This window comes from Kocuria sp. LUK (assembly GCF_021012935.1).
In the GTDB taxonomy this organism is placed as follows: Bacteria; Actinomycetota; Actinomycetes; order Actinomycetales; family Micrococcaceae; genus Kocuria; species Kocuria flava.
In genome coordinates this window covers 227,527-253,957 of record NZ_JAJMZI010000005.1, presented here as the reverse complement: position 1 = coordinate 253,957, position 26,431 = coordinate 227,527, and the positions used below count along the sequence as shown (strand labels likewise).

Below are 26,431 nucleotides of genomic sequence, written 5' to 3'. Positions count from 1 at the left end.
CCGGAAACCCGCCCGGAACGCCCGGACGGGTCCCTCCGGCGTGAACTTCCTCACATCCTGCGGGCGCTGCCGAACCGCCTCCTTCCCTGCCACGACGGGCCGGGAGCGAGCTGGGAGCGCCGTGCACGGGCCCTGGGCCCGGCACGGCCCGGTGCTACGGTCGGCTCGACTGCCCCCTCGACCCCGGGCCCCGGCGCGCGCCACCGCCGCCGGCGCGGCCCCGGAGGGCTCCCAGCACCGCGCCGCGCCCCCTCGCGGGGACGCGCTCCGCCCGACGAAAGGACCTGCATGCCGCCCGCACAGCTCGAACCGCCCTTCGGCCTGATCGTCACCACCGGTCTCCTCGTGCTCTTCTTCGGGGGGACCTTTCTCATGTCCACGCGCATCGGCCGCCGCAAGGAGAACGCCGACAGCTACATGACCGCCGGCCACGGCATCGGCTTCGGCGTCTCCGCCGCCTCGATGACCGCCACCTGGATCTGGGCGTCCTCCATGTACGCCTCGGTCACCTCCGGCTACACCTACGGCGTCTCCGGCCCGATCCACTACGGCCTGTGGGGCGCGCTGATGATCCTGTTCATCTACCCCTTCGGCCGGCGGATCCGCGCCGTCGCCCCGCACGCCCACACCCTGGCCGAGGTCATGCACGCCCGCCACGGCCGCTCGAGCCAGCTGATGCTCGCCGGCTCCAACGTGGTCGGCAGTGTGATCAGCCTGATGTCCAACTTCATCGCCGGCGGGGCGCTCATCTCGATGCTCTCCCCGTTCGGGTTCGTGCAGGGCGTCGTGATCATCGCCGCCGGCGTGCTGCTCTACACGCTGTGGTCCGGGTTCCGGGCCTCCGTGCTGACGGACTTCGCCCAGGTCGTCGCGATGCTCGGCGCCGTCGTCGTCCTCGTGCCCGCGCTGTTCCTCGTCCTCGGCGGACCCGCCCTGTTCACCGAGGGCGCGGTCAACGTCACGCCCCAGCAGGCCGACTTCTTCTCCTCCGAGGCGTTCCTCGAGCAGGGTGCCCCCTACATCGCCGCGGTGCTGGCCTACGCGATCGGCAACCAGACCATCGCCCAGCGCCTCTTCGCCGTGCGCGAGGACCTGATCCGCCCGACGTTCGTCACCGCGACGATCGGCTACGGCGCCACCGTCATCGGCATGGGCATGATCGGGGTGCTCGCCCTGTACGCGGGCATCGACCCCTCCGGCGGCGAGACCAACAACCTGCTCCCGCAGGTCGCCGCGAGCTACCTGCCCGGTGTCCTGCTGGCCGTGTTCTTCGTGATGATCATCGGCTCGCTGTCCTCCACCGCCGACTCCGACCTCTCCGCCCTGTCCTCGATCGTGATGACCGACGTCTACGGGCAGAGCCTGCGCGGCCGCGGCCGGCGCGTCGACCCGAGGACGATGCTGCTCGTCGGCCGGCTGACCATGGTCGTGGCGACCGCCGTCGCCGTCGTGTTCGCCAGCCTGCGGCTGGACATCCTCGACCTGCTCGTGTTCGTGGGCGCGCTGTGGGGCGCCCTCGTCTTCCCCGTGATCGCCAGCTTCTACTGGGGCCGGGTCACGAACCGCGCGTTCACCGTCTCGGTGCTCGCCGCGCTCGCCGTCTTCCTGCCCGTGCGCTTCGGCGCGGTCCCCGACGCGGGCCTGCTGCCGCTGCTCGTCGAGGTCCTCGCCGTGGTCGGCGTGGGCGTGGTGCTGGGACTGATGGTCTTCGGCTTCACGGGCCTGCGCCCCGCCCTGGTGATCGGCACCGTGGCCGCCCTCGCCGCCGCCCCGTTCGTGCTCGGTTTCCTGCGCGACTACGAGGCGCTCACCGGCTCGCTCGTCGCCTACGCGGTGAGCACGCTCGTGTGCTGGGCGATGTCCGTGCGCAGCGGGCAGGACTTCGACTTCGCCGAGATCCGCCGCCGCACCGGCGACTTCACCGACCCGGGTGCGGGCGACGACGACGACGCCTCCCTGGCCGCCGCCGCCCGCGCCGAGCGCTGACCCCCGTCCCGAGAGGAGATCCCATGACCCCGTTCCTGCTGACCGTCTACGTCCTGGTCTGGCCGCTGGTCGTCGCCGGCGTCCTGGCCGTGCTGTGCACCGCCTTCGGCAAGGAGGCCGCCGAGGCCCGGCGCCAGGGCCGCGACCTCGTCTGAGCCGGGGCCCGGCGCCCGGGCCGCGACCTCGTCCGAGCCGGGGCCCGGCGCCCGGGCCGCGACCCCGTCCGGGCCGGGGCCCGGCACCCGGGCCGCGACCTCGTCCGGGCCGAGGCCCGGAGCACCGATGCGGGCCCCGATCGCTGCGGCGGTCGGGGCCCGCGTCCGTGCGCCGTCGGCGGCGCTCAGCCGTGCACGACCGCGCCCGGCAGCCGGGCGCGCATCACCTCCACGGCCTCCGGGTTGCGGTCCACGCACACGAACCGCCGGCCCAGCTGCTGCGCCGCGGCGCCCAGGGTCCCGGACCCGGCGAAGAAGTCCAGGACCCAGTCGCCCGGGGCCGAGCTGGCCGCGACCATCCGCCGCACCAGCCCCACGGGCTTCTGCGTCGGGTAGCCGGTCTTCTCCCGGCCCGTGGGGGAGACGATGGTGTGCCACCACACGTCCGTGGGCAGCTTGCCCAGCGCCGCCTTCTCCGGGGTGACCAGCCCGGGGGCCATGTACGGCTCCCGGTCGACCTCCGCGCTGTCGAAGTAGTAGCACCGCGGGTCCTTGACGTAGACGAGCACGTTGTCGTGCTTGGCGGGCCAGCGCCGTCGGGAGCGCCCGCCGTAGTCGTAGGCCCAGATGATCTCGTTGAGGAAGCACTCCCGCCCGAAGATCGCGTCCAGCATCACCTTGGCGTAGTGCACCTCGCGGTAGTCCAGGTGCACGTAGAGCGTGCCGTCCGCGGCGAGCACCCGCCAGGCCTCCCGCAGCCGCGGCTCGAGGAAGCCCCAGTAGTCGGCGAACGCGTCGTCGTAGCTGCGCACGGCCCCGAGGGCGGTCGCGTAGGACCGGCCCGCGAAGCCCGTGCGGTCGCCCTCGCCCGGGGCCACCGGTGTCATGGTCGCCTCGCGGCGGCGCCGCGTGCGCCCGGTGTTGAAGGGCGGGTCGACGTAGATCATGCGGAAGGCCCCGCCGGGCAGCCGCCGCAGGAGCTCCAGGTTCTCCGCGGCGACCACCGAGTCGGGGCCCTCGGCGTCGAAGACGAAGGACGTCACTCGGCGGCGGCACCGCCCTGCGGCGCGGCGTCCCCGCCGCCCTGCGGCGCACCCGACCCGCTGCGCCCGCCGCGGCGGCGGCGCCGGCGGCGGGTCGAGCCCTCGCCGGTGCGCTCCACGGTGGTCTCCCGGGCGGGGCCGTCCCCGGTCCGCTCCGGCGCGCCCTCCCGGCCGGACGGCGCGCCGGCACCGCGCCGGTCCTCCCGGCGCCGCTCACCGCCGGACCGGTCGCGCCCGCCGCCGCGGGATCCGTCCCGGGCGCCGCGCCCGCCGCCGCGGGGCTCGTCCCGGCCGCCGCGGGAGCCGCCGCGCCCGCCCGCGGGACCGCCCCGGCCCCCGGGCTCCCCGAGGTCCTCGAGCACCTCGGCGTCGAGGCCGGCGTGCGTGCGCTTGGACCGCGGCAGCCGGCCCTTGGTGCCGCGGGGGATGTCCAGGTCCGTGTACAGGTGCTCGGAGGAGGAGTAGGTCTCCACGGGCTCGGGCACGCCCAGCTCGAGCGCCTTGTCGATCAGCCGCCAGCGCGGGACGTCGTCCCAGTCCACGAACGTGATCGCGGTGCCCTTGTTGCCGGCGCGGCCCGTGCGCCCGGTGCGGTGCAGGTAGGTCTTCTCGTCCTCGGGGCACTGGAAGTTGATGACGTGGGTGACGTCCTCGACGTCGATGCCGCGCGCGGCGACGTCCGTGGCCACCAGCACGTCGACCTTGTTGTTGCGGAAGGCCCGCAGCGCCTGCTCCCGGGCGCCCTGGCCGAGGTCGCCGTGCAGCGGGGCCGCGGCGAAGCCGCGGCCGATCAGCTCGTCCGCCAGCTTGGCGGCGGCCCGCTTCGTCTTGGTGAACACGATGGTCCGCCCGCGGCCCTCGGCCTGCAGGATGCGGGCGACGACCTCGTCCTTGTCGAGGTGGTGGGCGCGGTAGACGACCTGGCGGATGTCCTTCTTCGTGGCGCCCTCGTCGGGGGAGGAGGCCCGGATGTGCATCGGCTTGGTCATGTACCGGCGGGCCATCGCGACGACCGGCCCGGGCATGGTCGCCGAGAACAGCATGGTCTGGCGGACCTCGGGCACGGCGGCCAGCAGCTTCTCGACGTCGGGCAGGAAGCCCAGGTCGAGCATCTCGTCGGCCTCGTCGAGGACGACGGCGCGCACCGCGGAGAGGTCCAGGTGGCGCTGGCGGTTCAGGTCGATGAGCCGGCCCGGGGTGCCGACGACGACCTCGACGCCGCGCTGGAGCTCCTCGATCTGCGGCTCGTAGGCGCGCCCGCCGTAGATCGTGGCCACGCGGGCGTCGCGGATCCGGGCCGCGGCGGCGAGGTCCTGGCCCACCTGGACGGCCAGCTCGCGGGTCGGCACCACGATCAGGGCCTGCGGGGCGCCGGGCTTCTTCAGCCCCGCCCAGCCGGCGTCCCCGCGGCCGGTGACGCGCTGGACCACGGGGATGCCGAAGCCCAGGGTCTTGCCGGTGCCGGTCTTGGCCTGGCCGATGATGTCCTGGCCGGACAGGGCGACGGGCAGCGTCATCGCCTGGATCGGGAAGGGGTGGACGATGCCCTCGGCGGCGAGGGCGTCGACGATCTCCTGGCGCACCCCGAAGTCCCCGAAGGTCTCGGGCAGCGGCTCGGGGCCGGTGCCGGCGTCGGCCACGGTGCCCGCGGTGTCGAGGTCCTCGACGGTGGCGGCGGGCTCCGCCGCCACGGCGTCGTCGGGGCCGGCCGCGTCGGCGGCGGTGTCGGTGAGGTGGTCGGTCACGGTCTCGGTTCCTTACGGTTCGGGCACGCCCGCCCCGCGGCGCGCCGCCGTGGCGGGGCCGCCGGGCCGCCGGGCGGCGGCAGGGGCGTGCGGTGGGGGAAGCCGATCGTGAACGGGCGCCGCCTCGGCCGGACGCCGCCGTGGGGCGGGGCCCGGCCCCGGTCCCGTGCGGCGGCCGTGGGGCCTGCCGCGGGTCGCGGGGCGGGAGAGAAGCAGGTCGGGAGTTCAGTTGTGCGGGTACGACCGGTCATCCAGTGCGCTCACCAGTGTAGCCCGGTGCACCGTGCGGCGGGCGCGGTGCACCGGGCGGGGCGCCCCGGCGGGACGACGGCCACCGGCCCCGGCCGGTCTCAGTCGTCCTTGGTGAAGGGCATGAAGCCCACCGGGCGCTTCTGCTCGGCGCCCACGGAGGCGTAGCCGATCACGGCGGCCGGGACCACCGTGGTGTTGCCCTTGGTGTCGGTCAGGACCAGCGGCGAGCCGGAGGAGATGGCGGCGTTGACGAGCTCCACGGCCTCCTGCGCCTGGAGGTCGGACTCGACGACGATCTCCCGGGCGACGTGCTGGACACCGATCTTGATTTCCATGGTTCCTCCTGGGGCGGGGACTGGGGCGTGCGGTCGCCGCCAGTCTAGGGAGCGGCTACTCCCAGTCCTCGTCGATGACGGAGATTCCGCCCCAAGCTAAACGGAAGATCTGGCGCTGGGCCTCGGCCCGGCCGCCGGTGTCCGGGTTGCGGTTCCAGTGCACCGCCGCGGTCTGCGCCATCCCGGTCAGGGAGCGGGCGACGAGCACGGCGTGGGGGCGGCTGAGCCCCGCGTTCGGCCCCAGCACCGCGGCGATGGCCTCCGCGACGGCCCCGTGGAAGCGCTCGAAGCGCTCCGCCACCTCGGGGTCCGCCAGCAGGTCCGACTCGAAGATCAGCCGGTGCGCCTCCGGGTTGGCCTCCACGTAGCCGAAGTAGACGTCCAGCATCGACTCCACGCGCTCACGGTTGACCTCGCTGCCGCGCAGCGCGGCCACGAGGGCGGCGGAGAGCTCCCCGAGGTGGTGGTCGACGAGCGCGAGGTAGAGCTCCCGCTTGCCCGGGAAGTGCTGGTAGAGCACCGGCTTGCTCACCTGCGCGGCGTCGGCGATGTCGTCCATCGACGACCCGTGGTAGCCGTTGGCGGAGAACACGGTCAGGGCGGTCTCCAGCAGCTGGCGCCGCCGGGCCTCCCGCGGCAGGCGCGCCGGGCGGCCTCTCCTGGTCTCGTTGGTCAACCGTTCCTCCTCAGCCGGCCGGGGCCGTGCGACGTGGGTGCCTACCCGGCGGCCTGCGGCCGGCGGTCGATCTGCGCGGCCGCCGGCGGGGCGGGCGCGGGCGCCGGTGCGGCGTCCCCGGCGGGGGAGGCCGGCACCTCGATGCCGTAGAGGGCCTCGAGGCCGGTGATGTACTCGTCCTGGCGGCCCTGGGCGGCGAGCTCCCGGGCGCGCACGGTCGGGGTGTGCAGCAGGGAGCGGACCATGCGGCGCATCGCCAGCTCGATCTGCTCCTTGGCCGCGGTGCAGCCGTGGTGGGCGGTGACCTTCTCGAGCTCGGCGTCCAGGACGGCCATGGTGTGCCGGCGCAGGGCCACGATCGCGGCGTCCATGTCCCGGCCGCTCTGGTCGGCGGCGAACTCCTGGGCGGCGCGCTCCACGATGCCGGTGGCGGCCTCGACCGACTCGCGGGTCTCCTCCGGGGCGGCCACGCGCACGGACTCGAGGGAGATCAGCTCCACACCGGGCAGGTCCGCCACGGCCGGGTCGAAGTCGCGGGTCAGGGCCAGGTCCACGACCGTGCGCGGTCCCGGCGGGAACGCGGAGGCGCCCATCGGCGCCGCACCGCCGCTGCAGCCGATCACGACGTCGGCCCGCTCGAGGGCCTCCGCCAGCCCGTCCTCCGGCACGGGGGTCCCGCCGCGGTTCTCCGTGAAGGGCACGGCGCGCCCGGAACCGGACCAGACCTCGATGTCGGCGCACCCGCGGTCGCGCAGCGCCGCCATGGTGGCCCCGGCGTAGGCGCCGGTGCCGAAGACCAGGGCCCGCCGGCCCGCCCACGTGCCGGCCGTGACGTCGTCGGCGAGGTCCAGGGCCACGGAGACGATCGAGCGGCCGCGCTCGCCGAGGGTGGTCTGGGCGCCGACCTTCCGGGCCGTGCGGGCCGCGCCCTCGAACAGCCGCACGAGGTTGCCCGAGACGGTGCCCGCGGTGCGCGCCTCGTTGAGCGCCCGCCGCACCTGGCCGGTGATCTCGCGCTCGCCGACCACGGCCGACTCCAGCCCGGAGACGACCGTGAACAGGTGGCGGGCGGCCTCCGCGTCCGTGCGGGGCACGAGGACGTCGGCGACGAACTCGGGGTCGAGCCCCGAGCGGGCGCCGATCTGCTCGGCCAGCGCGGCGCGCACGTCCGCCACGGCGTCGGGGGCCGACGCGCCGGGGGAGGGCTCGAGCTCGCCGTAGAGCTCGAGGCGGTTGCACGTGGACAGGGTCACGGCGCCGCGCAGCCGGCCGTTCCGGACCATGTCCTCGGACAGCCCCAGCGCACCGGTGCTGAGACGCGCAACGGTGTTCAGATCGACGTTCTGGTGGGAGGCGACGAGAGCGAAGAGGACCACAGTCCATTCATACTAGACGGTCACCGCTCCGGGGGAGTGCCCGGTGACGCGCGGCGCCCGTCCGGGCCCGCCCGCTGACGCTGCGTCAGCAAACCCTGTCGGGGTTCCTTGGCACAATGGGGGGCACTATGGCTACCACTCCGCAGACGGCGAGCACGCCGGACACCCCGACCGCCGCCGCTCCCGCCTCCCCGGAGGAGCTGCCGGCGCTGCGCCGGCTGGGCGAGGGGCTCGGCGCCCTGCCGGCCGGGCACCCCCTGCGGGCGGGCGGCACCGCCGACGCGCCGCTGCTGCAGGCCCTCACCGGGCGGGTCCCCGACCGGCGGCCGGTGTGGTTCATGCGCCAGGCGGGCCGGTCGCTGCCCGAGTACCGGGCCCTGCGCACCGGCACCGCGATGCTCGACGCCTGCCTGGACCCGGCGATGGCCGCGGAGATCACCCTCCAGCCCGTCCGCCGCCACGACGTCGACGCCGCCATCTTCTTCTCCGACATCGTCGTGCCGATGCGCGTGGCCGGGGTCGACGTCGACATCGTCCCCGGGCGCGGCCCCGTCCTCGAGCGGCCCGTGCGCACGGCCGCCGAGATCGCCGCGCTGCCCGAGCTGGAGGACGCCGCCCTGGACCCGATCCGCGAGGCCGTGGCGGCCACCGTCGCCGAGCTCGGGGCCACCCCGCTGATCGGCTTCGCCGGTGCCCCCTTCACGGTGGCCGCCTACATGGTCGAGGGCGGGCCCTCGCGGGACCACCTGCTGCCGCGCACGATGATGCACGCCGACCCGGCCGCCTGGGCCGCCCTGGCCCAGTGGGCCGCCCGCACCTCGGGGGCGTTCCTGCGCGCCCAGGTCGAGGCCGGTGCCTCGGCGGTGCAGCTGTTCGACTCCTGGGCCGGGTCCCTGTCCCTGGCCGACTACCGCGCCCACGTCCTCGAGCACTCGGCCGCCGCGCTGGGGGCGGTGGCCGACCTGCCGGTCCCGCGCATCCACTTCGGCACGGGCACCGGGGAGCTGCTGGCCGCGATGCGCGACGCCGGGGCCGACGCCGTGGGCGTGGACCACCGGATCCCGCTGGCCGAGGCAAGCCGCCGCCTGGGCGGGCGCACGGTGGTGCAGGGCAACATCGACCCGGCCCTGCTCGACGCCCCCTGGGCGGTCCTCGCAGCCCACGTCGACGACGTCCTGGCCGGCGGCGCCGCGGCCCCGGGCCACGTGGTCAACCTCGGCCACGGCGTGCCCCCGGGCGCCGACCCGGACGTGCTCACCGCCGTCGTCGCCCACGTCCACGGCCGCCCGCCCTCCGGGGCCCGCCCGTGAGCCCGGCCCCCGCGGAGCCCGCTCCCGCGCGCCGCCGGCCGCCCCGGTCCGCCCTCGTGGTGGGCGGCGGCGTCGCCGGCCTCGTCGCCGCCCGGGACCTCGCCGCCCGCGGGCTGCGGGTGACGCTCGTCGAGGCCGAGGACCACCTCGGCGGGGCCGTCGGCGCCCACCAGGTCGCCGGTCTCGTGCTCGACTCCGGCGCCGAGGCCTTCGCGACCCGCTCCCCGGCCGTCCCCGAGCTGCTCGGGGAGCTCGGCCTCGCCGAGCGCGTGGTGCACCCCCGCCGGGCCGGGTCCTGGCTCTACCTGCCGGAGGGCGCCGTCCCCGCCCCCGACTCCGGGGTCCTCGGCATCCCCGCGGACCCCACCGCGCCGCGGCTGCGCGCGGCACTGGGCCGGGCCGGGCTGCTGCGGGCCTCGCTGGACCGGCGGCTGCCCGCCGCCGTCGGCGCCTCCGAGCGCTCCCTGGGCGGGCTCGTGCGGGCCCGGATGGGGCAGCGGGTCGTGGAGCGGCTCGTGGCCCCGGTGACCACCGGGGTGCACTCCGCCCACCCCGACGAGCTCGACGTCGACGCCGTGGCCCCCGGCCTGCGCCGGGCGCTGCGCGAGCACGGGTCCCTGGGGGCCGCCGCCGGTGCCCTGCGCCGGGCCGCCCCGGCGGGCTCGGCCGTGGCCGGGCTGCGCGGCGGGATGAACACGCTCTCCGAGGCCCTCGTGCGCGACCTCGAGCGGGCCGGGGCCAAGCTGGTCACCGACCACGACGTCATCGCCCTCGACCGCGACCCCCGCCGCGACGGCTGGATGGTCATCCAGCGCCAGCCCCGCCACGGCGCCAAGACCGCGGTGGCCCGGGGCGAGCTGCTCGTGCTCGCCACCGACGGCGCCACCGCCGTGCGCCTGCTCGGCGGCCACCGCGACGGCCTGCAGCGATTCGGCCCCGAGCCCGGCCCGCAGGTCGCGCTCGCCACGCTCGTCGTGGACGACCCCCGGCTCGACGGCGCGCCCCGCGGCACCGGGCTGCTCGTGAGCGCCGACGCCCGCGCCGTGCGCGCCAAGGCCCTCACGCACGCGACCGCCAAGTGGGACTGGGTGCGGGAGGCCGCCGGGCCCGGCCGGCACGTGCTGCGCCTGTCCTACGGCCGCGCCCAGCCCGACCCCTCGGTGGTCCCGCCCGAGGTGGCCCTGCCGGACCAGCAGCTGATCCGCCTGGCCCTCTCCGACGCCTCCACGCTCATGGGCGTCCCGCTGCGCCCGGAGCAGCTGGCCGGCGCCGACATCGTCCGCTGGCGCGCCGCGCTGCCCCGCGCGGGCGTCGGCCACGCCCAGCGCGTCGCCGCGTTCCGGGCCGAGCTCGCCCACCTGCCCGGCACCGCCGCGGTCGGCGCGTGGCTCGCCGGCACGGGCCTCGCCTCCGTCGTCGCCGACACCCGGGAGCAGGTCCGGACGCTGCTGACCGCGGCGGGCGTGCCCGCCGCGACCCCGACGCCATCCACCCCGAGAAAGGACTGAGCAGTGTCCCACGACACCAGCCCGCACGCACACCACGGCGCTCCCGCCGAGCAGCAGGGGCAGCAGGAGGCCCCCGCCGGCCGGGAGCGCCTGCACTGGGCCGTCTGGTCCGTCTTCGCCCGCCCGGACGGCGCGGCCGGCGCCACCGGCGAGGGCGCCGGCGAGTTCGACGCCGCCGTCGAGCAGCTGGCCGGCGAGGGCGTGACCCTGCGCGGCGTCTACGACGTCTCCGGGATGCGCGAGGACGCCGACGTCCTGACCTGGCTCCACGGCGAGGACCCGCAGGTCCTGCAGGCCGCCGTCCGCCGGCTGCGCCGCACCGGGGCCCTCGCCGGCACCCGCCAGGTGTGGAACGCCATGGGCGTGCACCGCGAGGCGGAGTTCACCGCCAACCACTCCCCGTCCTTCGCCCGCGGCGTCCCGCCCGAGCAGTGGGTGTGCGTCTACCCGTTCGTGCGCTCCTACGAGTGGTACTACATGAACGCCCAGCGCCGCGCCGAGATGCTGCGCAACCACGGCATGGCCGCGCGCGACTACCCGCAGGTGCTCGCCAACACCATCGCGTGCTTCGGGCTCAACGACTTCGAGTGGCTGCTCGCCCTCGAGGCGCCCGAGCTCGTGGACCTCGTGGACCTCATGCGCGCGTTCCGCGCCACGGAGGCCCGCCTGCACGTGCGCGAGGAGACCCCCTTCTACACCGGGCGCCGGATCGGCTCCGAGGAGATCGCGGAGGTGCTGCGGTGACCGCCGAGAACGCGCTGTCCCGGGCCCGGGCGCACGCGCCCGAGGACTACGACGCCGTGATCCTCTCCTCCTTCGGCGGGCCCGAGGGCCAGGAGGACGTCATCCCGTTCCTGCGCAACGTCACCAGGGGCCGGGGCATCCCCGACGAGCGCCTCGAGGAGGTCGCCGGCCACTACCGGGCCAACGGCGGGGTCAGCCCCATCAACGAGCAGAACCGCGCCCTGCGCGCCGCCCTCGAGGCCGAGCTGCTCGGCCGCGGCCTGCACGTGCCGGTGCTGTGGGCCAACCGCAACTGGGCGCCCTACGTCGCCGACGTCGTGCGCGAGTGCCACGCCCGCGGGATGCGCCGGCTGCTGGTGGTGGCCACCAGCGCCTACTCGAGCTACTCCGGCTGCCGGCAGTACCGGGAGGACTACGGGGTCGCCCTCGAGGAGCTCGGCCTGACCGGGCAGGTGCAGGTCGACAAGGTCCGCCAGTACTTCGACGCCGAGGGCTTCGTCCAGCCCTTCGTCGAGGGCCTGCGCCAGGGCCTGGCCGAGGTACGCGGACGCCTCGGCGCGGGCGACGGGCGGATCGCGATCCTGTTCTCGACCCACTCCATCCCGCTCACCGACGCCGGGGCCTCCGGGCCCGCCCGGATGGACTTCGAGGAGGACTCCGCCTACGTCGCCCAGCACCTGGCCGTGGCCCGGACCGTCCTCGAGCGGATCGGCCCCGAGGAGCTCGGCGAGCACACCTGGGACCTCGTCTACCAGTCCCGCTCCGGGCCCCCCGAGGTGCCGTGGCTCGAGCCCGACGTCAACGACGCCCTCGAGGAGGTCGCCGCCCGCGGCGTGGCGGGGGCCGTGATCGTGCCCCTGGGCTTCGTCTCCGACCACATGGAGGTGAAGTGGGACCTCGACACCGAGGCCCTGGAGACCTGCGAGCGGCTCGGCCTGCCCGCGGTGCGCACCCCCACGGCCGGCACCCACCCGGCGTTCGTGTCCTCCCTGGCCGACCTCGTGGAGCAGCGCGTCGCCGGCCGGGACGCCCCGCCCCGGGTCTCCGCGTGCGCCTCGGGCACCTGGTTCGACGACTGCGCCCCCGACTGCTGCGTGAAGGTCCTCCGGGGCGCCTCCGGGCCCCGGCCGACGGTGGCCCAGCGTCCCGAGGGCGAGCCGATCCCGGCCGGCCTGGACGGGTCCGGGGAGCTCCGGTGGGTGTGAGCACGGCGCCGGCGGTGCGCGTGGGCACCCGCGGCTCGAAGCTCGCCCTGACGCAGACGACGACCGCGGCCGAGGCGGTGGCCGCCGCGGGCGGGTTCACCCCGGAGCTCGTGACCATCCGCACCGAGGGGGACGTCCTGACCGGCCCGCTGTCCCAGATGGGCGGCACGGGGGTCTTCGCGACCGCGCTGCGCGCCGCCCTGCTCGACGGCTCCGTGGACCTGGCCGTGCACTCCCTCAAGGACCTGCCCACGGCCCCCGTCCCGGGCCTGGAGGTGGCGGCGGTGCCCGAGCGGGAGGACCCGCGCGACGCCCTGTGCGCCCGCGACGGGCTGACCCTCGCGCAGCTGCCCGCCGGGGCGCGGGTCGGCACGGGCTCCCCGCGCCGGGCGGCCCAGGTGCGCGCCGCCCGTCCCGACCTCGAGATCGTCGACATCCGCGGCAACGTGGGCACGCGCCTGGCCCGGGTCGCCCCCGGCGACCTCGACGCCGTGGTGCTGGCCGCCTCCGGGCTGCGCCGGCTGGGGCTGCAGGAGGCGGTCACCGAGCTCATCGACCCCGCCGTGATGCTGCCCGCCCCCGGGCAGGGCGCGCTCGCACTCGAGGTCCGGGCCGAGGACGCGACCGGGTCCGGCCCCCTGGCCGCCGGCCTGGCCGCCGTCGACCACCTGCCGACCCGGCTGGCCGTGACCGCCGAGCGCGAGCTGCTGAGCCGGCTCGAGGCCGGCTGCGCGGCCCCCGTGGGCACCTTCGCCCGCACGGCCGGCGACGAGCTCGTCCTCGACGTCGTGGTCGCCGACCCCGACGGCTCGGAGGTGATGCGCCGGCACGGGAGCACGAGCGAGTGCACCGTGGCCGGGGCCCGCGCCCTCGGCGCCCGCCTCGCGGACGAGCTGCTCGCCGACGGCGCCGGCCGGCTGGCACGGCTGACCCTCTGAGCGGCGTGGCGGGCACGGGGGGCCGCGCGGGAGACGCGGCGCTGCTGGACGGGGCCCGGGTGGTCGTCACCCGGACCCCGGAGCGCGCCCTCGCCCTGGCCCGGCTGCTGCGGCGCGAGGGCGCCGAGGTGACGGCCGCCCCGCTGCTCGAGGCGACCCTGCCCGCCCGCACCGCGCCGCTGGCGCAGCTGCTCGACCGCGCCGCCCGGGCCGGGCACGGGGACTGGCTCGCCGTGACCTCCGTCAACACCGTCCGCGCCCTGCAGGCCCTGGCCGGGGAGGACCTGGGCGGGCGGCTCGCCGGGGCCCGGCGGGCCGGGCTGCGCGTCGCCGCCGTCGGGGACGCCACCGCCTCCGCCCTGGCCGCGGCCGGCCTCGGGCCCGACCTCGTCCCGGCCGGGGCCCACTCCGCCGACGGGCTGCTCGCGGAGTGGCCGGAGGAGCCCGCCCCCGGGCTGGCCCTGCTGCCCCAGTCCGCCCGCGCGCGCCCCGTGCTGGCCGACGGGCTGGCGGCCCGGGGGTACCGTGTCCGGGCGGTGACGGCCTACGAGACCGTGCCGTGGCCGGCGGTCGCGCCCCTCGCCCCCGGGGCGGCGCAGGACGGACCGGACGCCCCCGGGGTGCTGGACCGCGGGCAGCTGCTCGCGCGCCTGTCCGGTCCCGGCGTGGACGCGGTGGTGCTCACCGCGCCCTCGCACCTGGACGAGCTCGTGGGGGAGGACCCCTCCGTGCTCGCCGGACCGGCCCTGGTGGCCATCGGCGAGCCCACCCGGCGGGCCGCCGCCGCGCACGGGCTGCACGCCGTGGCCGCCGGCAGGCCCACCCCCGAGGGCGTGCGCGACGCGCTCGTGCGCGCCCTCGCCGCCCGTCGCGGGGCGCCGCCGGGACGGTCCGCCCCGCCCGGCTCGCCGCCCGGCACCGACCCGATCCGACCGACCCAGGAGACGACCCCGTGACCGACCGCATCCCGCGCTACGACCTCGTGGCCCGGCCCCGCCGCCTGCGCAGCACCCCGGCGGTGCGCCGGCTGGCCGCGCAGACGAGGGTCCACCCCTCCGACCTGATCCTGCCCGTCTTCGTGCGGGAGGGCCTCACCGAGCCCGCCCCGCTGGGCTCGATGCCCGGCGTGGTCCAGCACAGCACCGACTCCCTGCGCCGCGCGGCCGCCGAGGCCGCGGCGAAGGGCCTCGGCGGGATCATGCTCTTCGGCGTTCCCGCCGAGCGCGACGCGTGCGGCAGCGCCGGCACGGACCCGGACGGGATCCTCAACCGCGCGCTGCGGGAGGTCCGCGCCGAGGTGGGCGACGACGTCGTCGTCATGGCGGACCTGTGCCTCGACGAGTTCACCGACCACGGCCACTGCGGCGTGCTCGCCCCCGACGGCACCGTGGACAACGACGCGACCCTGGAGATCTACGCGCGGATGGCCGTGGCGCAGGCCGAGGCCGGCGCCCACGTGCTCGGGCCCTCCGGCATGATGGACGGCCAGGTCGGCGTGGTCCGCGAGGCCCTCGACGGCGCCGGGCGCACCGACGTCGCCGTCCTGGCCTACTCGGTCAAGTACGCCTCCGCGTTCTACGGCCCCTTCCGGGAGGCCGTGGACTCGCAGCTGCAGGGTGACCGGCGCACCTACCAGATGGACGCCGCCAACCGGCGCGAGGCCATGCACGAGCTGCAGCTCGACCTCGACGAGGGCGCCGACATGGTCATGGTCAAGCCCGCCATGAGCTACCTCGACGTGCTGCGCGACGTCGCCGAGGCCTCCCCGGTGCCGGTGGCGGCCTACCAGATCTCCGGCGAGTACGCGATGATCGAGGCCGCCGCCGCCAACGGCTGGATCGACCGCCGGGCCGCGGTCCAGGAGTCCGTCCTGTCCATCCGCCGGGCCGGGGCCGACTCGGTGCTCACCTACTTCGCCGTCGAGCTCGCGGACTGGTTCCGCGAGGAGAACGGCCTCTCCTGACCACCCCCGCACCCCCCGAGCCGGGTCCTCCCGGCGGAAGGAAAGCACTCATGAGCGTCTCCCAGGAACTGTTCGACCGCGCCCGCAAGGTCATGCCCGGCGGGGTGAACTCGCCCGTGCGCGCGTTCGCCTCGGTGGGCGGCACCCCGCCGTTCATCTCGGCCGCCAAGGGCCCGTACCTCACCGACGCCGACGGGCGCGAGTACGTCGACCTCGTCGGCTCGTGGGGCCCGGCCCTGCTGGGCCACTCCCACCCGGCCGTGATCGACGCCGTCCACGAGGCGGTCGAGCGCGGGCTGTCCTTCGGCGCGACCACGCGCGGGGAGACGGAGCTCGCGGAGCTCGTCGTCGAGCGGGTCGGGGCGATCGACGAGGTGCGGCTGGTCTCGACCGGCACGGAGGCCGCCATGACCGCGCTGCGGCTCGCCCGCGGGGTCACCGGCCGGGACCTCGTGGTGAAGTTCGCCGGCTGCTACCACGGCCACGTCGACGCGCTGCTGTCCGAGGCGGGCTCCGGGGTGGCGACCCTCGCCCTGCCCGGCTCGGCGGGGGTCACGGCCGCGACCGCCGCCGAGACCCTCGTGCTGCCCTACAACGACCTCGGCGCCGTGGAGGCGGCCTTCGCGGCCCACCCGGACCGGATCGCCGCGGTGATCACCGAGGCCGCCCCGGCGAACATGGGCGTGGTCACCCCGGGCGAGGGCTTCAACGCCGGGCTGCGGCGGATCACCCGCGAGCACGGGGCGCTGCTGATCTGCGACGAGGTGCTCACCGGGTTCCGCGTGCACGAGGCCGGCTACTGGGGCCTGACCCACGAGGCGGAGGGCGGCTGGGAGCCGGACCTGTTCATGTTCGGCAAGGTCATCGGCGGCGGCCTGCCGGTCGCCGGCATCGGCGGCCGCGCCGCGGTGATGGACCACCTGGCGCCGCTGGGCCCCGTCTACCAGGCGGGCACCCTCTCGGGGAACCCGGTCGCGATGGCGGCCGGCGCGGCGACCCTGCGCACCGCCGACCGCGTCGCCTACCGCACGATCGACCGGCGCTCCGCCCAGCTGCAGGACGCCGTGCGCGCCGCGCTCGGGGAGGCCGGGGTCGACCACTCGATCCAGACCGCGGGGAACCTGTTCTCGGTGGCCTTCGGCACCTCCGCCACCGGCGTGCACGACTACGCCCAGGCCCGCGCCCAGGAGGCCTGGCGGTACCCGGCGTTCTTCCACGCGATGCTCGACCAGGGCGTGTACATGCCGCCGTCCGTCTACGAGGCGTGGTTCCTCTCCGCCGCCCACGACGACGCGGCGATGGACCGGATCGTCTCCGCGCTGCCCGCCGCGGCCCGCGCCGCCGCCCAGGCCCGGCCCACGGCCTGAGCCCGGCCCCCCCGGGGCGCGCAGGCGTCCGGCCCACCCGCCCCGGGGGCGCTCAGGCGTCCGGCCCGCCGGTCCCGGGGGCGCGCAGCGGCCACGCGCCGTCGACGACGGCGTCCGGGCGCGTGCGGCGGAAGTACTCCTGCAGGCTCGCGGCCTGCGCGGCGGCCCAGCCCACCTGGTCCGCGTGCAGCTCCGCGGCCGGCCGCACCAGCTCCGGGAAGCGGCGCGCCATCAGCACCGCCAGCCGCTCGGTGGCCAGCGAGTCCGCCGCCGAGGTGTGGGCGGCGGTCAGCTCCACCCCGTACTCCTCGCACAGGGCCCCGAGCGTGCGCTTGCCGCGGCGGTAGCGGTGCACCTGCTTGTTGAGCACGTAGGGGTCGAGCACGGGGAACGGCTCGGGCACGGCCACGCCGTGGCGGGCGCCCTCCCGGGCCAGGACCGTGAAGTCGTAGGAGGCGTTGAACACCAGCACGGGGGTGCCCGCGGCGAACAGCCCGCCGAGCACCGCGGCGATCTCCGCCACGACCCGCCCGGCCGGGAGCCCCTCCGCGCGGGCGCGCTCGGTCGTCACCCCGTGGACGGCGGCCGCCTCGGCGGGGATCTCGACGCCGGGGTCCGCCAGCCACTCCCACTCGTCCAGCACCTCGCCCGCGGCGCCGGTGCGCACGATCGAGGCCGTGACGATGCGGGCCTCCAGCGGGTCCCGGCCCGTCGTCTCGAGGTCGAAGGCCGCCCGGGGCCCCTCCGTCCAGGCCACCGCCGCCGCGGGCTCCCCGAGGTCGAAGAGGGCGTCCTGGGCCCCGGTGCCCCCGCTCCTCTCCGGGGGCGGGGACGGCGGCGCCGGGTCGAAGAGGGCGGGCTGGTCGGGCGCGGGTCGCGAGGACGTGGACATGGGCCCACGGTACCGGCCGCCTCCGACCCGCTGACGCACCGGGGACCGGGAGCGCGAGCACGCAGGGCCGGCGGACGCGCAGGACCCGCGCTTAGCGCGTCCGCCGGCCGTGATGGGATGGGACCATGCACCGGACCGAGCGCACCGCACCCCGCACCGGCCCCGCCGCCCCGCACGCCCCCGGGGACGGCGGCTCCGTGCGCTGGACGCTGGTGCCGCCGCCGGGCACGGAGCAGGCCCGGCCCCCCTGGCGGCCCACGGCGGACCAGGCCGCCGTCACCGCACTGGGGCCCGGCTGCGGCCCCCGCCTCGTCGTGGGCGGGCCGGGCACGGGCCGCTCCCGCGTGCTCGTCGAGCTGGCCGCCCGCAGGATCCGCGACGGCCTCGACCCGGACCGCCTCCTCGTGCTCACCCCCTCGCGGCTCTCGGCGGCGCGGGTCCGCGACGACCTCACGGCCGCGGTCGCCGCGACCATGAGCTCCCCGCCCGTGCGGGCGTGGCAGTCCTACGCCTTCGACCTGCTGCGGCGGGCGCGCAACGAAGGACTGCTGCCCGGCGTCGACCGGGCCCCGAAGCTGCTCTCCGGCCCCGAGCAGGACGTGCTCGTCGCGGAGCTCATGGCCGGGCACGCCCTGGGCGAGGGGGCCGCGGTGGTGTGGCCGCGCGACCTGCAGGAGGCCGTGGGCACCCGCGGCTTCCGCCAGGAGGTGCGGGAGGTCTTCGACCGCATGTCCGAGCACGACCTCGCCCCGGAGCAGCTGCGCCGCCTCGGCCGGGCCATGGACCGCCCGGACTGGGCGGCGGCCGCCGCGCTGCGGGCCGAGTACCAGGCCGTGCGCCGGCTGCGGATGCCGGAGGCCTACGACCCCGCCGCGCTGGTCTCCGAGGCGGCCCGCCTGCTCGAGGCGCAGCCGGAGTTCCTGCGCGCCGAGCAGGAGCGCCTCGAGCTCCTGCTCGTCGACGACCTCCAGGAGGCCACGCCCTCCATCCACCGGCTGCTGGCCGTGCTGGGCCGCGGGCGCGACGTGGTCGCGACCGCCTGCCCCGACACGGTCGTGCAGGGCTTCCGCGGGGCCCGCCCCGATCTGCTGCGCTCCCTGGAGGACCGCCTCGCCGAACCGGGCCGGCCCCTGCGGCGCCACGACCTCGGCACGTCCCTGCGGATGCCGCCGGCGGTGACGGAGGTCTGGCGGCGGATCGCCGAGCGGGTGCCCGCGCTGGTGCGCGCCCCGCGGGCGCTCGAGTCGGCCCGGGCGGAGCACGGTCCGGGGGCGGACGGCGCAGCGGCGTCCGCACCCGGCGGGGACCGGCCCGGCGGGGGCGGCCCCGCGGCCCGGGCCGCCGCGCCGGGACCGGCCGCCGCGCCCGGGGCCCTCGGCGGGCAGCACCCGGTGGGCGCGGTCGGGCCGGCCGGACCGCAGGAGGCGGGCGCCGGGGCGCACGACCCGGAGGCCGCCGACGACGGCCCGGGCGACCGGGACGCACCGGACGCCGCGGACCGCGGGGAGGTCCTGACCGCCGTGCTGTCCTCGCCGCTGCACGAGGCGCGCTGGATCGCCCACCAGGTCCTGGAGCGCCACCTCGTGCGCGGGGTGCCCCTCGGGGACATGGCCGTGATCGTGCGCAACGGGCGGCAGCTCGAGGGCCTGGAGCGGCAGCTGACGGTCCTCGGCGTCCCCGTGAGCACCTCGGCCGCCGAGACACCGGTGCGGGACGAGCCCGCCGTCCGGCCGCTGCTGGCCGCCCTGCGGATCGTCACCGAGGCCGACGCCGCCAGGTCCCGCGGCGACGGGTCCCCGGGTGACCACCACGGGGCCCTGACCGTCCAGGCCGCCGTGGAGCTGCTCACCTCCCGGATCGGCGGCGCCTCGCCCATGGACCTCCGGCGCCTGCGCCAGCGGCTGCGGGCGGAGGAGCTCGCCGACGGCGGGGGCCGCGGCAGCGACGACCTGCTCGTCGAGGCGCTCGCCGCCCCGGCTGCGCTCGACGCGGCCGGGGTCCGCTCCGCCCCCGCCCGGCGCGTCGCCCGCATGATCGCCGCCGGGACCCGGGCCCTGCACGAGGAGGGCGCGACCGCGGAGACCGTCCTGTGGGCGCTGTGGGAGGCTGCCGGGGTCGCCGAGGGCTGGCGCCGCCGCGCCCTCGAGGGCGGGCCGGCGGGGGAGCGGGCCGACCGCGACCTCGACGCCGTCGTCGCGCTCTTCGAGTCCGCGGAGCGCTACGTCGACCACCTCCCCGGGGCCAGCGCCGCCCAGTTCCTCGACTACGTCGAGAGCCAGGAGCTGCCCATGGACACGCTCGCCGCCCGCGCGCCCACGGACGAGACCGTGGAGATCATGACCCCCGCGACCGCGGCCGGGCGGCAGTGGCCGGTCGTGTTCGTCGCCGGGGTGCAGGATTCGGTGTGGCCCAACACGCGCCTGCGCGGACGGCTGCTCGGCGCCGACCTGCTCACCGACGCCCTCGACCTCGGCGTCGAGCAGGCCGTGCGCACCACGCCGCTGAGCCGGCTGCGCCAGGTCCGCCACGACGAGCTCCGCTCCTTCTCCGCGGCCGTCTCCCGCAGCAGCGGCACCCTCGTGGTCACCGCGGCCGCGAACGAGGACGAGCAGCCCTCCGAGTTCCTCGACCTCGTGGACCCGCCGGGCCCGGGTGCCCCCGCGCGGACGCCGGTCGACGCCCCGCGGCCCATGACCCTGCGCGCCCTCGTCGCCGAGCTGCGCCAGTGGGTGCAGCGCCACGAGGAGGACCCGGTGCGCGCCGAGGCGGCGGCGCGCCTGCTCCACCGCATCGCCGCCTCCCCGCGCCCCGTCCCCGGCGCCGACCCGGGCACCTGGTGGGGCACCGCCGCGCTGTCCAGCACCGACCCGGTCTTCGACGACGGGGTGCCGGTGCCCGTCTCGCCGTCGCGGATCGAGGCGATCCACCGCTCACCCCTGGACTGGTTCGTGGCGGCCTCGCGCGCCGAGCCCGCCACCGACCTCAGCCGCAGCCTGGGCTCGCTCGTGCACGCCATCGCCGAGGAGCTGCCGGAGTCCTCCGGCGGCGAGCTCGTCGAGGAGCTGGACCGCCGGTGGCACACCCTCGGGCTGCCCGGGACGTGGGAGACGGAGGTGCAGCTGCGCCGCGCCCGGCAGATGCTGCGGAAGTTCGCCCAGTACGTCGTCGACGCCCGCCAGGAGCACGGCCGCCGGCTCGCCGCCGTCGAGGGCTCCTTCGACGTCCTGGTCCGCGGCCCCGCCCGCGACGCCCTGCTCCGCGGCCGGGTGGACCGGCTGGAGGTGGACGCGCAGGGCCGCTACGTCGTCGTGGACCTCAAGACCGGGCGGACCAAGCCTGCCGGGGCGAAGATCCCCGAGCACCCGCAGCTGGCGGCCTACCAGGTGGCCCTCGCCGCCGGCGCCGGCGCCGCCATGGCGGGCGGCACCGACGAGGAGCGCCTCGAGCTGCCGGAGGGATCGGTGGCCGAGCTGCCCGGCGGGGCGCTGCTCGTCCAGCTCGGCACCGACGAGAAGACCCCGCGCGTCCAGCAGCAGGACCCCCTGGACCCCCAGGCCGACTGGGCCCGGCTGCTCATCACCCGCGCCGCCGACCTCGTGGCCGGGGAGACCTTCACCGCCCGCCACGACCAGTCGGAGGGCACGTTCAACGGCCACGGCTGCAAGCTGCCGCAGATCTGCCCCCTGTGCGCCGAGGGCCGGCAGGTGAGCGAGCCGTGAGCCCCGACCCCGACCGGCAGGAGAGCACCCACCGCATGACCGACACCGACCGCTCCGCAGGCACCGCAGGCACCGCAGGTCCCGTCGGCGCCGCCGGCGCCCCGCCCCCCTCCGGCGCGGGGGAGGAACGTCCCGGCCCCGCCCACCCGTGGGGCGGGGCGGAGCCGCGGTGGAGCCCGGAGGAGCTCGCCGAGCTGCTCGGGGGCCTGCCCGGGCGCGAGGCGCGGCGGCCCACCGAGGAGCAGGCCGAGGTGATCGCGGCCCCGCTCGCGCCCCGCCTGGTCGTGGCCGGGGCGGGCTCCGGGAAGACGGCCACCATGGTCGACCGGGTCGGCTGGCTGGTCGCCAACGGCGTCGTGGCCCCGGACCAGGTGCTCGGCGTGACCTTCACGCGCAAGGCCGCCGGTGAGCTCGGGCACCGCATGCGCGAGCGCCTCGCCGACCTGCGGGCCCTCGAGCTCGTGCCCCCGGCGGACGGCGGGGACGACGGGACCGCCGCGACCCAGGATCCCGTCGTGAGCACCTACCACTCCTACGCGAACACGCTGGTGCGCGACTACGGCCTGCGGATCGGCGTGGAGCCGGACACCACCCTCCTCGGGCCCGCCCAGGCGTGGCAGCTCGCCGCGCAGACCGTCGAGGCCTGGACGGGGGAGCTGCTGGAGTCGATGCCCGCCAAGTCCACGATGGTCAAGGCCGTCCTCGACCTCGCCGGGGCCTGCGCCGAGCACCTCCTGGACCCGGAAACGGTCGGGCGCTTCGCGCAGCAGCTGCTGGGCGAGCTCGCCACCACCCCGCCGGGCCGGCGCAAGCGCACCCCGGGCGCGACGCTCACGAAGGTCGCCGCCACCCAGCGGGCCGCGTGGGTGCTCGCCGAGCTCGTGGGGGAGTTCGCCCGCCGCAAGGAGCAGGCGCAGGCCATGGACTTCGGCGACCTCCTCTCGGCCGCCGCCCGGATCGCCGAGGAGGACACGGCCGCCCGGCGCACCGAGCGCGAGCGCTACCGCGTCGTGCTCCTCGACGAGTTCCAGGACACCTCCCACGCCCAGCTGCGCCTGTTCTCGGCCCTGTTCGGCGCGGGCCACTCCGTGATGGCCGTCGGTGACCCCCAGCAGTCGATCTACGGCTTCCGCGGGGCCTCGGCCGGGCAGCTGTTCGGCTTCCACGACGCGTTCCCGGTCGCCCCCGGGCAGGAGCCGCGGCCCAGCTTCCTCACCACGGCCTGGCGCAACGACGAGAGCGTCCTCGACGTCGCCAACGTCCTGGCCGAGCCGCTGCGCACCCTCCCGCCCTGGGCCCGCGGCAGCTCGCCGCTGACCGTCCCGCCGCTGCGGACCCGCCCCGGGGCCGGGCCGGGGACGGTGCGCCTGAGCCGGTACGCGACCGACGTCGAGGAGGCCGAGGCGCTCGCCGAGCGGATCGGCGCCCGGCGTGCGGCCCACCGCGGCGAGCCGCAGGAGGCCGTGCCGACCATGGCCGTGCTGTGCCGCAAGCGCTCGCAGATCGAGCCGGTGCGCCGCGAGCTCGCCGCCCGCGGGATCCCCTACGAGGTCGTGGGTCTGGGGGGGCTGCTGAGCATCCCCGAGGTCGCCGACGTCGTGGCGACGCTGCGGGTGCTCGACGACCCCGGCCGCTCCGACGCCCTCGTGCGGCTGCTCGCCGGCGCCCGGTGGCGGATCGGCTCCCGGGACCTCATGGCGCTGTCGGACTGGGCCGCCCACCTCGAACGGCGCCGCACCGAGGCCGCACGGGAGCACCGGGCCGAGGACCTCGACGCCCCCGTGACCGAGGAGGAGGCGCGGGCGGAGACGCTCGTGGAGCCCGACGTCTCCGACCACGCCTCCCTGGTCGAGGCCCTCGAGACGCTACCGCGGCCCGGCTGGACCTCCGCCCACGGCCGCTCGCTGTCCGAGGCGGCCCGCGAGCGGATGACCCGGCTGCGCGACGAGCTGGAGCACCTGCGGTCGTTCCTCGCCGACGACCTCCTGGTGCTGCTGCACGAGATCGAGTCCGTCTCCGGCCTCGACGTCGAGCTCGCCGCCCACCCCGAGCGCACCGCCCACCTGGCCCGGCGCAACCTCGACGCCTTCCAGGAGGCCGCCCGCACGTTCACGGCGTCCTCGGCCACGGGCGACCTCTCGGCGTTCCTGGCGTGGCTCGACGTCACCCTCGCCGAGGAGAACGGGCTCGAACCCGGACCGGACCGGACCCGGCACGACGCCGTCCAGCTCGTCACCGTCCACTCCTCCAAGGGACTGGAGTGGGACCACGTCTACGTCCCCGGGCTCAACACCAGGAACTTCCCGAGCGAGCGGGTCACCCGCTGGACGGTGGAGACCGGGACGCTGCCGTGGCCGCTGCGCGGGGACGCCCGCTTCCTGCCGCAGTGGTCGGTCGACACCACGGACCTGAAGGCGCTCGAGGACTCGCACACCGAGTTCGCGGAGCTCGCCGCCCAGCACGCCGAGGACGAGGAGCGCCGCCTGGCGTACGTGGCCGTGACCCGCGCCCGCAGCGTCCTCGAGCTCTCCTGCACCGCCTTCCGCGGCACCGCCCGCACCCTGCAGGAGCCCTCCGTGTTCGTCCGGGAGCTGCTGGGCCTCACGGAGGGCCCCGCCGCCGTCGTGCGCCTGGGCCCGTGGGCGGAGGTGCCTCCGGGCACGCAGAACCCGGCCGCCGCGACCGTGCTGACCGCGCCCTGGCCCTACGACCCGCTGGAGGGGCCCGAGATCACCGAGACCGTCACCGCGGGCGACGGCAGCACGAGCGTGCGCACGAGCCCGCCCCCGCACCGCGGCCGCCGGGAGCTCCTGGAGCGGGCGGCGCGGGCCGTGCGGGAGCGGGGCTTCCCCGGCACGGCGCACCTCGACGTCGAGGACCTGCTGGACGTCGCCGCGCGCGACGGCCGGGAGCCGGACCCCCGGCGCTGGTCGGAGGAGGCGCGGATCCTCCTGGCCCGCCACGAGGCCGCGCGCACCGAGCGCACGGTCCCCATGCCCTCCCACGTCTCGGCCTCGACGCTCGTGGCCCTGGCCCGCGACCCCCACGAGGTCGTCGCGGGGCTGCGCCGGCCCATGCCCCGCCGGCCGGGGACGGCCGCCCGGCGGGGCACGACCTTCCACGCGTGGGTCGAGCAGTTCTACGGCTCGTCGGCGATCTTCGACGTCGGGGAGCTGCCCGGCGGGGCCGACGAGCACGTCGACGAGGCCTACGACCTGCCCGAGCTCGCCCGCACCTTCCGCGGGGGCCCGTGGGCGGACCGCCAGCCGTGGGCGGTGGAGTTCCCCCTCGAGACCCCCGTCGCGGGGATCACGGTGCGCGGCCGGGTGGACGCGGTCTTCCGGGGCGCCGACGGCACGTGGGAGCTGGTGGACTGGAAGACGGGGCGCGCGCCCGCGGGGGAGGAACTGGCCCAGCGCTCGGCGCAGCTGGCCGTCTACCGGCTCGCCTGGTCGCGGCTGCGGGGGGTCCCGCTCGAGGAGGTCACCGCGGCGTTCTACTACGTCCCCGAGGACAGGGTGGTCCGGCCGCACGACCTCGCCGGGGAGGCGGAGCTGGAGGACGTCGTGCGCCGGGCCTACCGCGTCGTGCTGCGCCCCTGAGCCGGGTCCCCGGTGCCGGGCCCGCTGCGGCCGGGGGCGGCGTCCGGGGCCTCGCCGGCGGCACTCCCGCGGGTCCGTGCGGCCGCGCCGCGCACGGCCCCGGTGTCCAGGGCCTCGGTGTCGGCGCCTCCGGCGCGCGGGTCGCCGGAGGCGGTGACCCCGGCGGCGGCTGCCGGGGAGGACGGACGGGGGAGCGTCGACCTGCCGGGGGTGCGGGTCCGGCCGGGAGCGCCGCTGCTGCCGGGCGCGCCCGACCCTCCGGGCGTCCTTGCACCCGCGGGACCCGGGGTGCCGTCGGAGGCCGGGGTGCCGTCGGAGGCCGGCGTGCGGCCGAAGCCCGGTGCGCCGCCGGAGGCCGGGGTGCAGGCCTTGCCGGGCGTGCCGCCGGGGCCCGGGGCGGCGCCGCCGGACGCGTCGCCGGCGCTGTGGTGCCTCCCGGCCGCGCTGCCGGTGACCTCCTGCGCCCCCGCCGCGCCCCCGGCCCCGTGCGGCGCACCCGGCGCGGCGGTCCCGCCGGGGGCCGTGCCCGCGGCGCCGCGCGCGGCCCGGGAGACGTCTCGCTCGAGGGCGGCGAGCATCCGCTCGGCGTCGGCCACGGTCGCGGCGTCCCCGCGGTCCGTCCCGCGCACCAGCCAGCGCGCCACGGCGAGCTCCGCGTCGAGCCGGGCCCGGTCCAGCAGGTGCGGGTCCGGGTCGGCGTCGGGCGCGCGGAAGGTCCGGTCGCGGCAGGTCCCGGCGTAGGCCTCCAGCACGGCGGCCGCGAAGCGGGCGTCCCGGGCGCCGATCAGCCACGCGAAGTCGTCGGCGGGGTCCCCGACGTGCAGGTCGGTCCAGCCGGTCACCCCGCGCACCCGCCCGCGGGAGATCACGATGTCGTCCTCCTGCAGGTCACCGTGCACCACGCGGGGGACGAAGCCCCACACGGCGTCGTCGCCGAGCACGCGCTCCCACCGTCCCACGAGGGCGGCCGGCACCCGCCCGGTCGCCTCCGCGCGCCGCAGCTCGGCCAGGCGCCGCTCGCGGCACTGACCGGCGGTGTAGGAGGGCAGGTCCGCGTCCAGCACGAGGGACGGCGGCAGGGCGTGCACGGCGGCCAGCACCCGGCCCAGCTGCACGGCCAGCGGCGGCAGCGGCTCGGCGCTGGGCACGTGCCGGTGGTGGGCGGGGTCCGGGTGCGCGGCCATGCGCGCGAGCGCGTCCAGGCCCAGCGGCTCGCCCTCGATGTGGGAGTGCACCACCGCGTGCAGCCGCTCGTCCTCCACGGCGGCCACCGCGGTGGGCACCAGGAAGGGCAGCCGGGAGCGGATCGCCGGGGTGAAGGAGCGCAGCACGAGGTGCTCGGTCTCCAGGCGCACCCCCGCCTCGGGGGTCACCGGCGCGCGCACCCGCCAGCGCCGGCCCTCCGCGTCGAGGACCACGGCCGAGCGGAAGTCGGCGTCGTCGTCCGGGGAGGGGCCCACCGCCACGGGCGCCAGCCCGGGCACGCCGGCGGCCGCGACCGCGGCGAGGTGCTCGAGGGAGGTGCTCACCCGCCCACCCTACAAGAGGCGGGACCGGGTCCCCGGGCCGGTCGCGGCCCTCCGTGGACACCCCGCCTGCGGGTTGGCCCCGGTCG

Annotated in this window: 19 protein-coding genes; 12 read left to right on the top strand and 7 right to left on the bottom strand. The window is 77.3% G+C overall.

Annotation, left to right across the window (positions count from 1 at the left end; all coding sequences use genetic code 11):
* The first annotated feature begins 288 nt into the window (after window positions 1-288).
* Complete coding sequence (locus LQU92_RS11115) at window positions 289-1,986, top strand: sodium:solute symporter family protein (RefSeq protein WP_230780743.1); 1,698 nt, start codon at window positions 289-291, stop codon at window positions 1,984-1,986.
* Between the two features lie 23 nt (window positions 1,987-2,009).
* Entirely contained in the window at window positions 2,010-2,141 is a 132-nt protein-coding gene (locus tag LQU92_RS11110; protein WP_219588420.1) for a putative transporter small subunit, read from the top strand.
* Window positions 2,142-2,326: 185 nt separating this feature from the next.
* On the opposite strand, the gene LQU92_RS11105 is transcribed toward LQU92_RS11110, so the two are convergent.
* From LQU92_RS11105 to LQU92_RS11085, 5 genes are all read right to left on the bottom strand, one after another.
* Window positions 2,327-3,184 carry a site-specific DNA-methyltransferase gene (locus LQU92_RS11105; RefSeq protein WP_058859245.1) on the bottom strand — a complete coding sequence of 286 codons (858 nt, stop codon included), beginning with the start codon at window positions 3,182-3,184 and terminating at the stop codon, window positions 2,327-2,329.
* Window positions 3,181-4,929 carry a DEAD/DEAH box helicase gene (locus tag LQU92_RS11100; RefSeq protein WP_374229694.1) on the bottom strand — a complete coding sequence of 583 codons (1,749 nt, stop codon included), beginning with the start codon at window positions 4,927-4,929 and terminating at the stop codon, window positions 3,181-3,183. Before LQU92_RS11100 ends, LQU92_RS11105 begins: the two co-directional genes overlap by 4 nt.
* 350 nt (window positions 4,930-5,279) lie before the next feature.
* The gene (locus tag LQU92_RS11095) at window positions 5,280-5,516 is read right to left on the bottom strand and encodes a DUF3107 domain-containing protein (RefSeq protein ID WP_058859244.1); all 237 of its coding nucleotides are present in this window, start codon (window positions 5,514-5,516) and stop codon (window positions 5,280-5,282) included.
* Window positions 5,517-5,571: 55 nt separating this feature from the next.
* Window positions 5,572-6,192 carry a TetR/AcrR family transcriptional regulator gene (locus LQU92_RS11090; RefSeq protein WP_101852006.1) on the bottom strand — a complete coding sequence of 207 codons (621 nt, stop codon included), beginning with the start codon at window positions 6,190-6,192 and terminating at the stop codon, window positions 5,572-5,574.
* A 41-nt stretch (window positions 6,193-6,233) separates the two neighbouring features.
* Window positions 6,234-7,568: a glutamyl-tRNA reductase gene (locus tag LQU92_RS11085; protein WP_230780741.1), complete on the bottom strand. Its 1,335-nt coding sequence runs from the start codon at window positions 7,566-7,568 to the stop codon at window positions 6,234-6,236.
* A gap of 128 nt (window positions 7,569-7,696) precedes the next feature.
* On the opposite strand from LQU92_RS11085, the gene hemE reads away from it, so the two are divergent.
* From hemE to hemL, 8 genes are read left to right on the top strand one after another with little or no spacing between them, the layout of a single operon-like run.
* A complete protein-coding gene (gene hemE, locus LQU92_RS11080) occupies window positions 7,697-8,878 on the top strand; it encodes a uroporphyrinogen decarboxylase (protein ID WP_230780739.1) in 1,182 nt (393 codons plus the stop codon).
* On the top strand, window positions 8,875-10,386 hold the full coding sequence (hemG, locus tag LQU92_RS11075; protein ID WP_230780737.1) for a protoporphyrinogen oxidase: 1,512 nt from the start codon (window positions 8,875-8,877) through the stop codon (window positions 10,384-10,386). Before hemE ends, hemG begins: the two co-directional genes overlap by 4 nt.
* A gap of 3 nt (window positions 10,387-10,389) precedes the next feature.
* Window positions 10,390-11,130, top strand: a complete 741-nt coding sequence (hemQ, locus tag LQU92_RS11070) for a hydrogen peroxide-dependent heme synthase (protein WP_374229693.1) — start codon at window positions 10,390-10,392, stop codon at window positions 11,128-11,130.
* Complete coding sequence (locus tag LQU92_RS11065; protein WP_230780735.1) at window positions 11,127-12,335, top strand: ferrochelatase; 1,209 nt, start codon at window positions 11,127-11,129, stop codon at window positions 12,333-12,335. Before hemQ ends, LQU92_RS11065 begins: the two co-directional genes overlap by 4 nt.
* Window positions 12,332-13,273, top strand: coding sequence for a hydroxymethylbilane synthase (hemC, locus tag LQU92_RS11060; protein WP_230780733.1), 942 nt, complete (start codon window positions 12,332-12,334; stop codon window positions 13,271-13,273). Before LQU92_RS11065 ends, hemC begins: the two co-directional genes overlap by 4 nt.
* A 59-nt stretch (window positions 13,274-13,332) precedes the next feature.
* A complete protein-coding gene (locus LQU92_RS11055; protein ID WP_230780731.1) occupies window positions 13,333-14,229 on the top strand; it encodes a uroporphyrinogen-III synthase in 897 nt (298 codons plus the stop codon).
* On the top strand, window positions 14,226-15,236 hold the full coding sequence (gene hemB, locus LQU92_RS11050) for a porphobilinogen synthase (RefSeq protein ID WP_230780729.1): 1,011 nt from the start codon (window positions 14,226-14,228) through the stop codon (window positions 15,234-15,236). Before LQU92_RS11055 ends, hemB begins: the two co-directional genes overlap by 4 nt.
* A gap of 50 nt (window positions 15,237-15,286) precedes the next feature.
* Complete coding sequence (gene hemL / locus LQU92_RS11045) at window positions 15,287-16,603, top strand: glutamate-1-semialdehyde 2,1-aminomutase (protein ID WP_230780726.1); 1,317 nt, start codon at window positions 15,287-15,289, stop codon at window positions 16,601-16,603.
* A 52-nt stretch (window positions 16,604-16,655) separates the two neighbouring features.
* Here hemL and LQU92_RS11040 read toward each other — a convergent pair whose 3' ends face one another.
* Window positions 16,656-17,495: a 3'-5' exonuclease gene (locus tag LQU92_RS11040; protein ID WP_230780725.1), complete on the bottom strand. Its 840-nt coding sequence runs from the start codon at window positions 17,493-17,495 to the stop codon at window positions 16,656-16,658.
* Between the two features lie 125 nt (window positions 17,496-17,620).
* Between LQU92_RS11040 and LQU92_RS11035 the strand changes: the two genes are divergently transcribed.
* Window positions 17,621-21,214, top strand: coding sequence for an ATP-dependent DNA helicase (locus LQU92_RS11035; RefSeq protein ID WP_230780723.1), 3,594 nt, complete (start codon window positions 17,621-17,623; stop codon window positions 21,212-21,214).
* Window positions 21,211-24,816 carry an ATP-dependent DNA helicase gene (locus LQU92_RS11030; RefSeq protein WP_230780722.1) on the top strand — a complete coding sequence of 1,202 codons (3,606 nt, stop codon included), beginning with the start codon at window positions 21,211-21,213 and terminating at the stop codon, window positions 24,814-24,816. The genes LQU92_RS11035 and LQU92_RS11030 overlap by 4 nt, the downstream gene beginning before the upstream one ends.
* On the opposite strand, the gene LQU92_RS11025 is transcribed toward LQU92_RS11030, so the two are convergent.
* Window positions 24,792-26,345: a phosphotransferase gene (locus tag LQU92_RS11025; protein ID WP_230780721.1), complete on the bottom strand. Its 1,554-nt coding sequence runs from the start codon at window positions 26,343-26,345 to the stop codon at window positions 24,792-24,794. The genes LQU92_RS11030 and LQU92_RS11025 overlap by 25 nt on opposite strands.
* Between the last annotated feature and the right edge of the window lie 86 nt (window positions 26,346-26,431).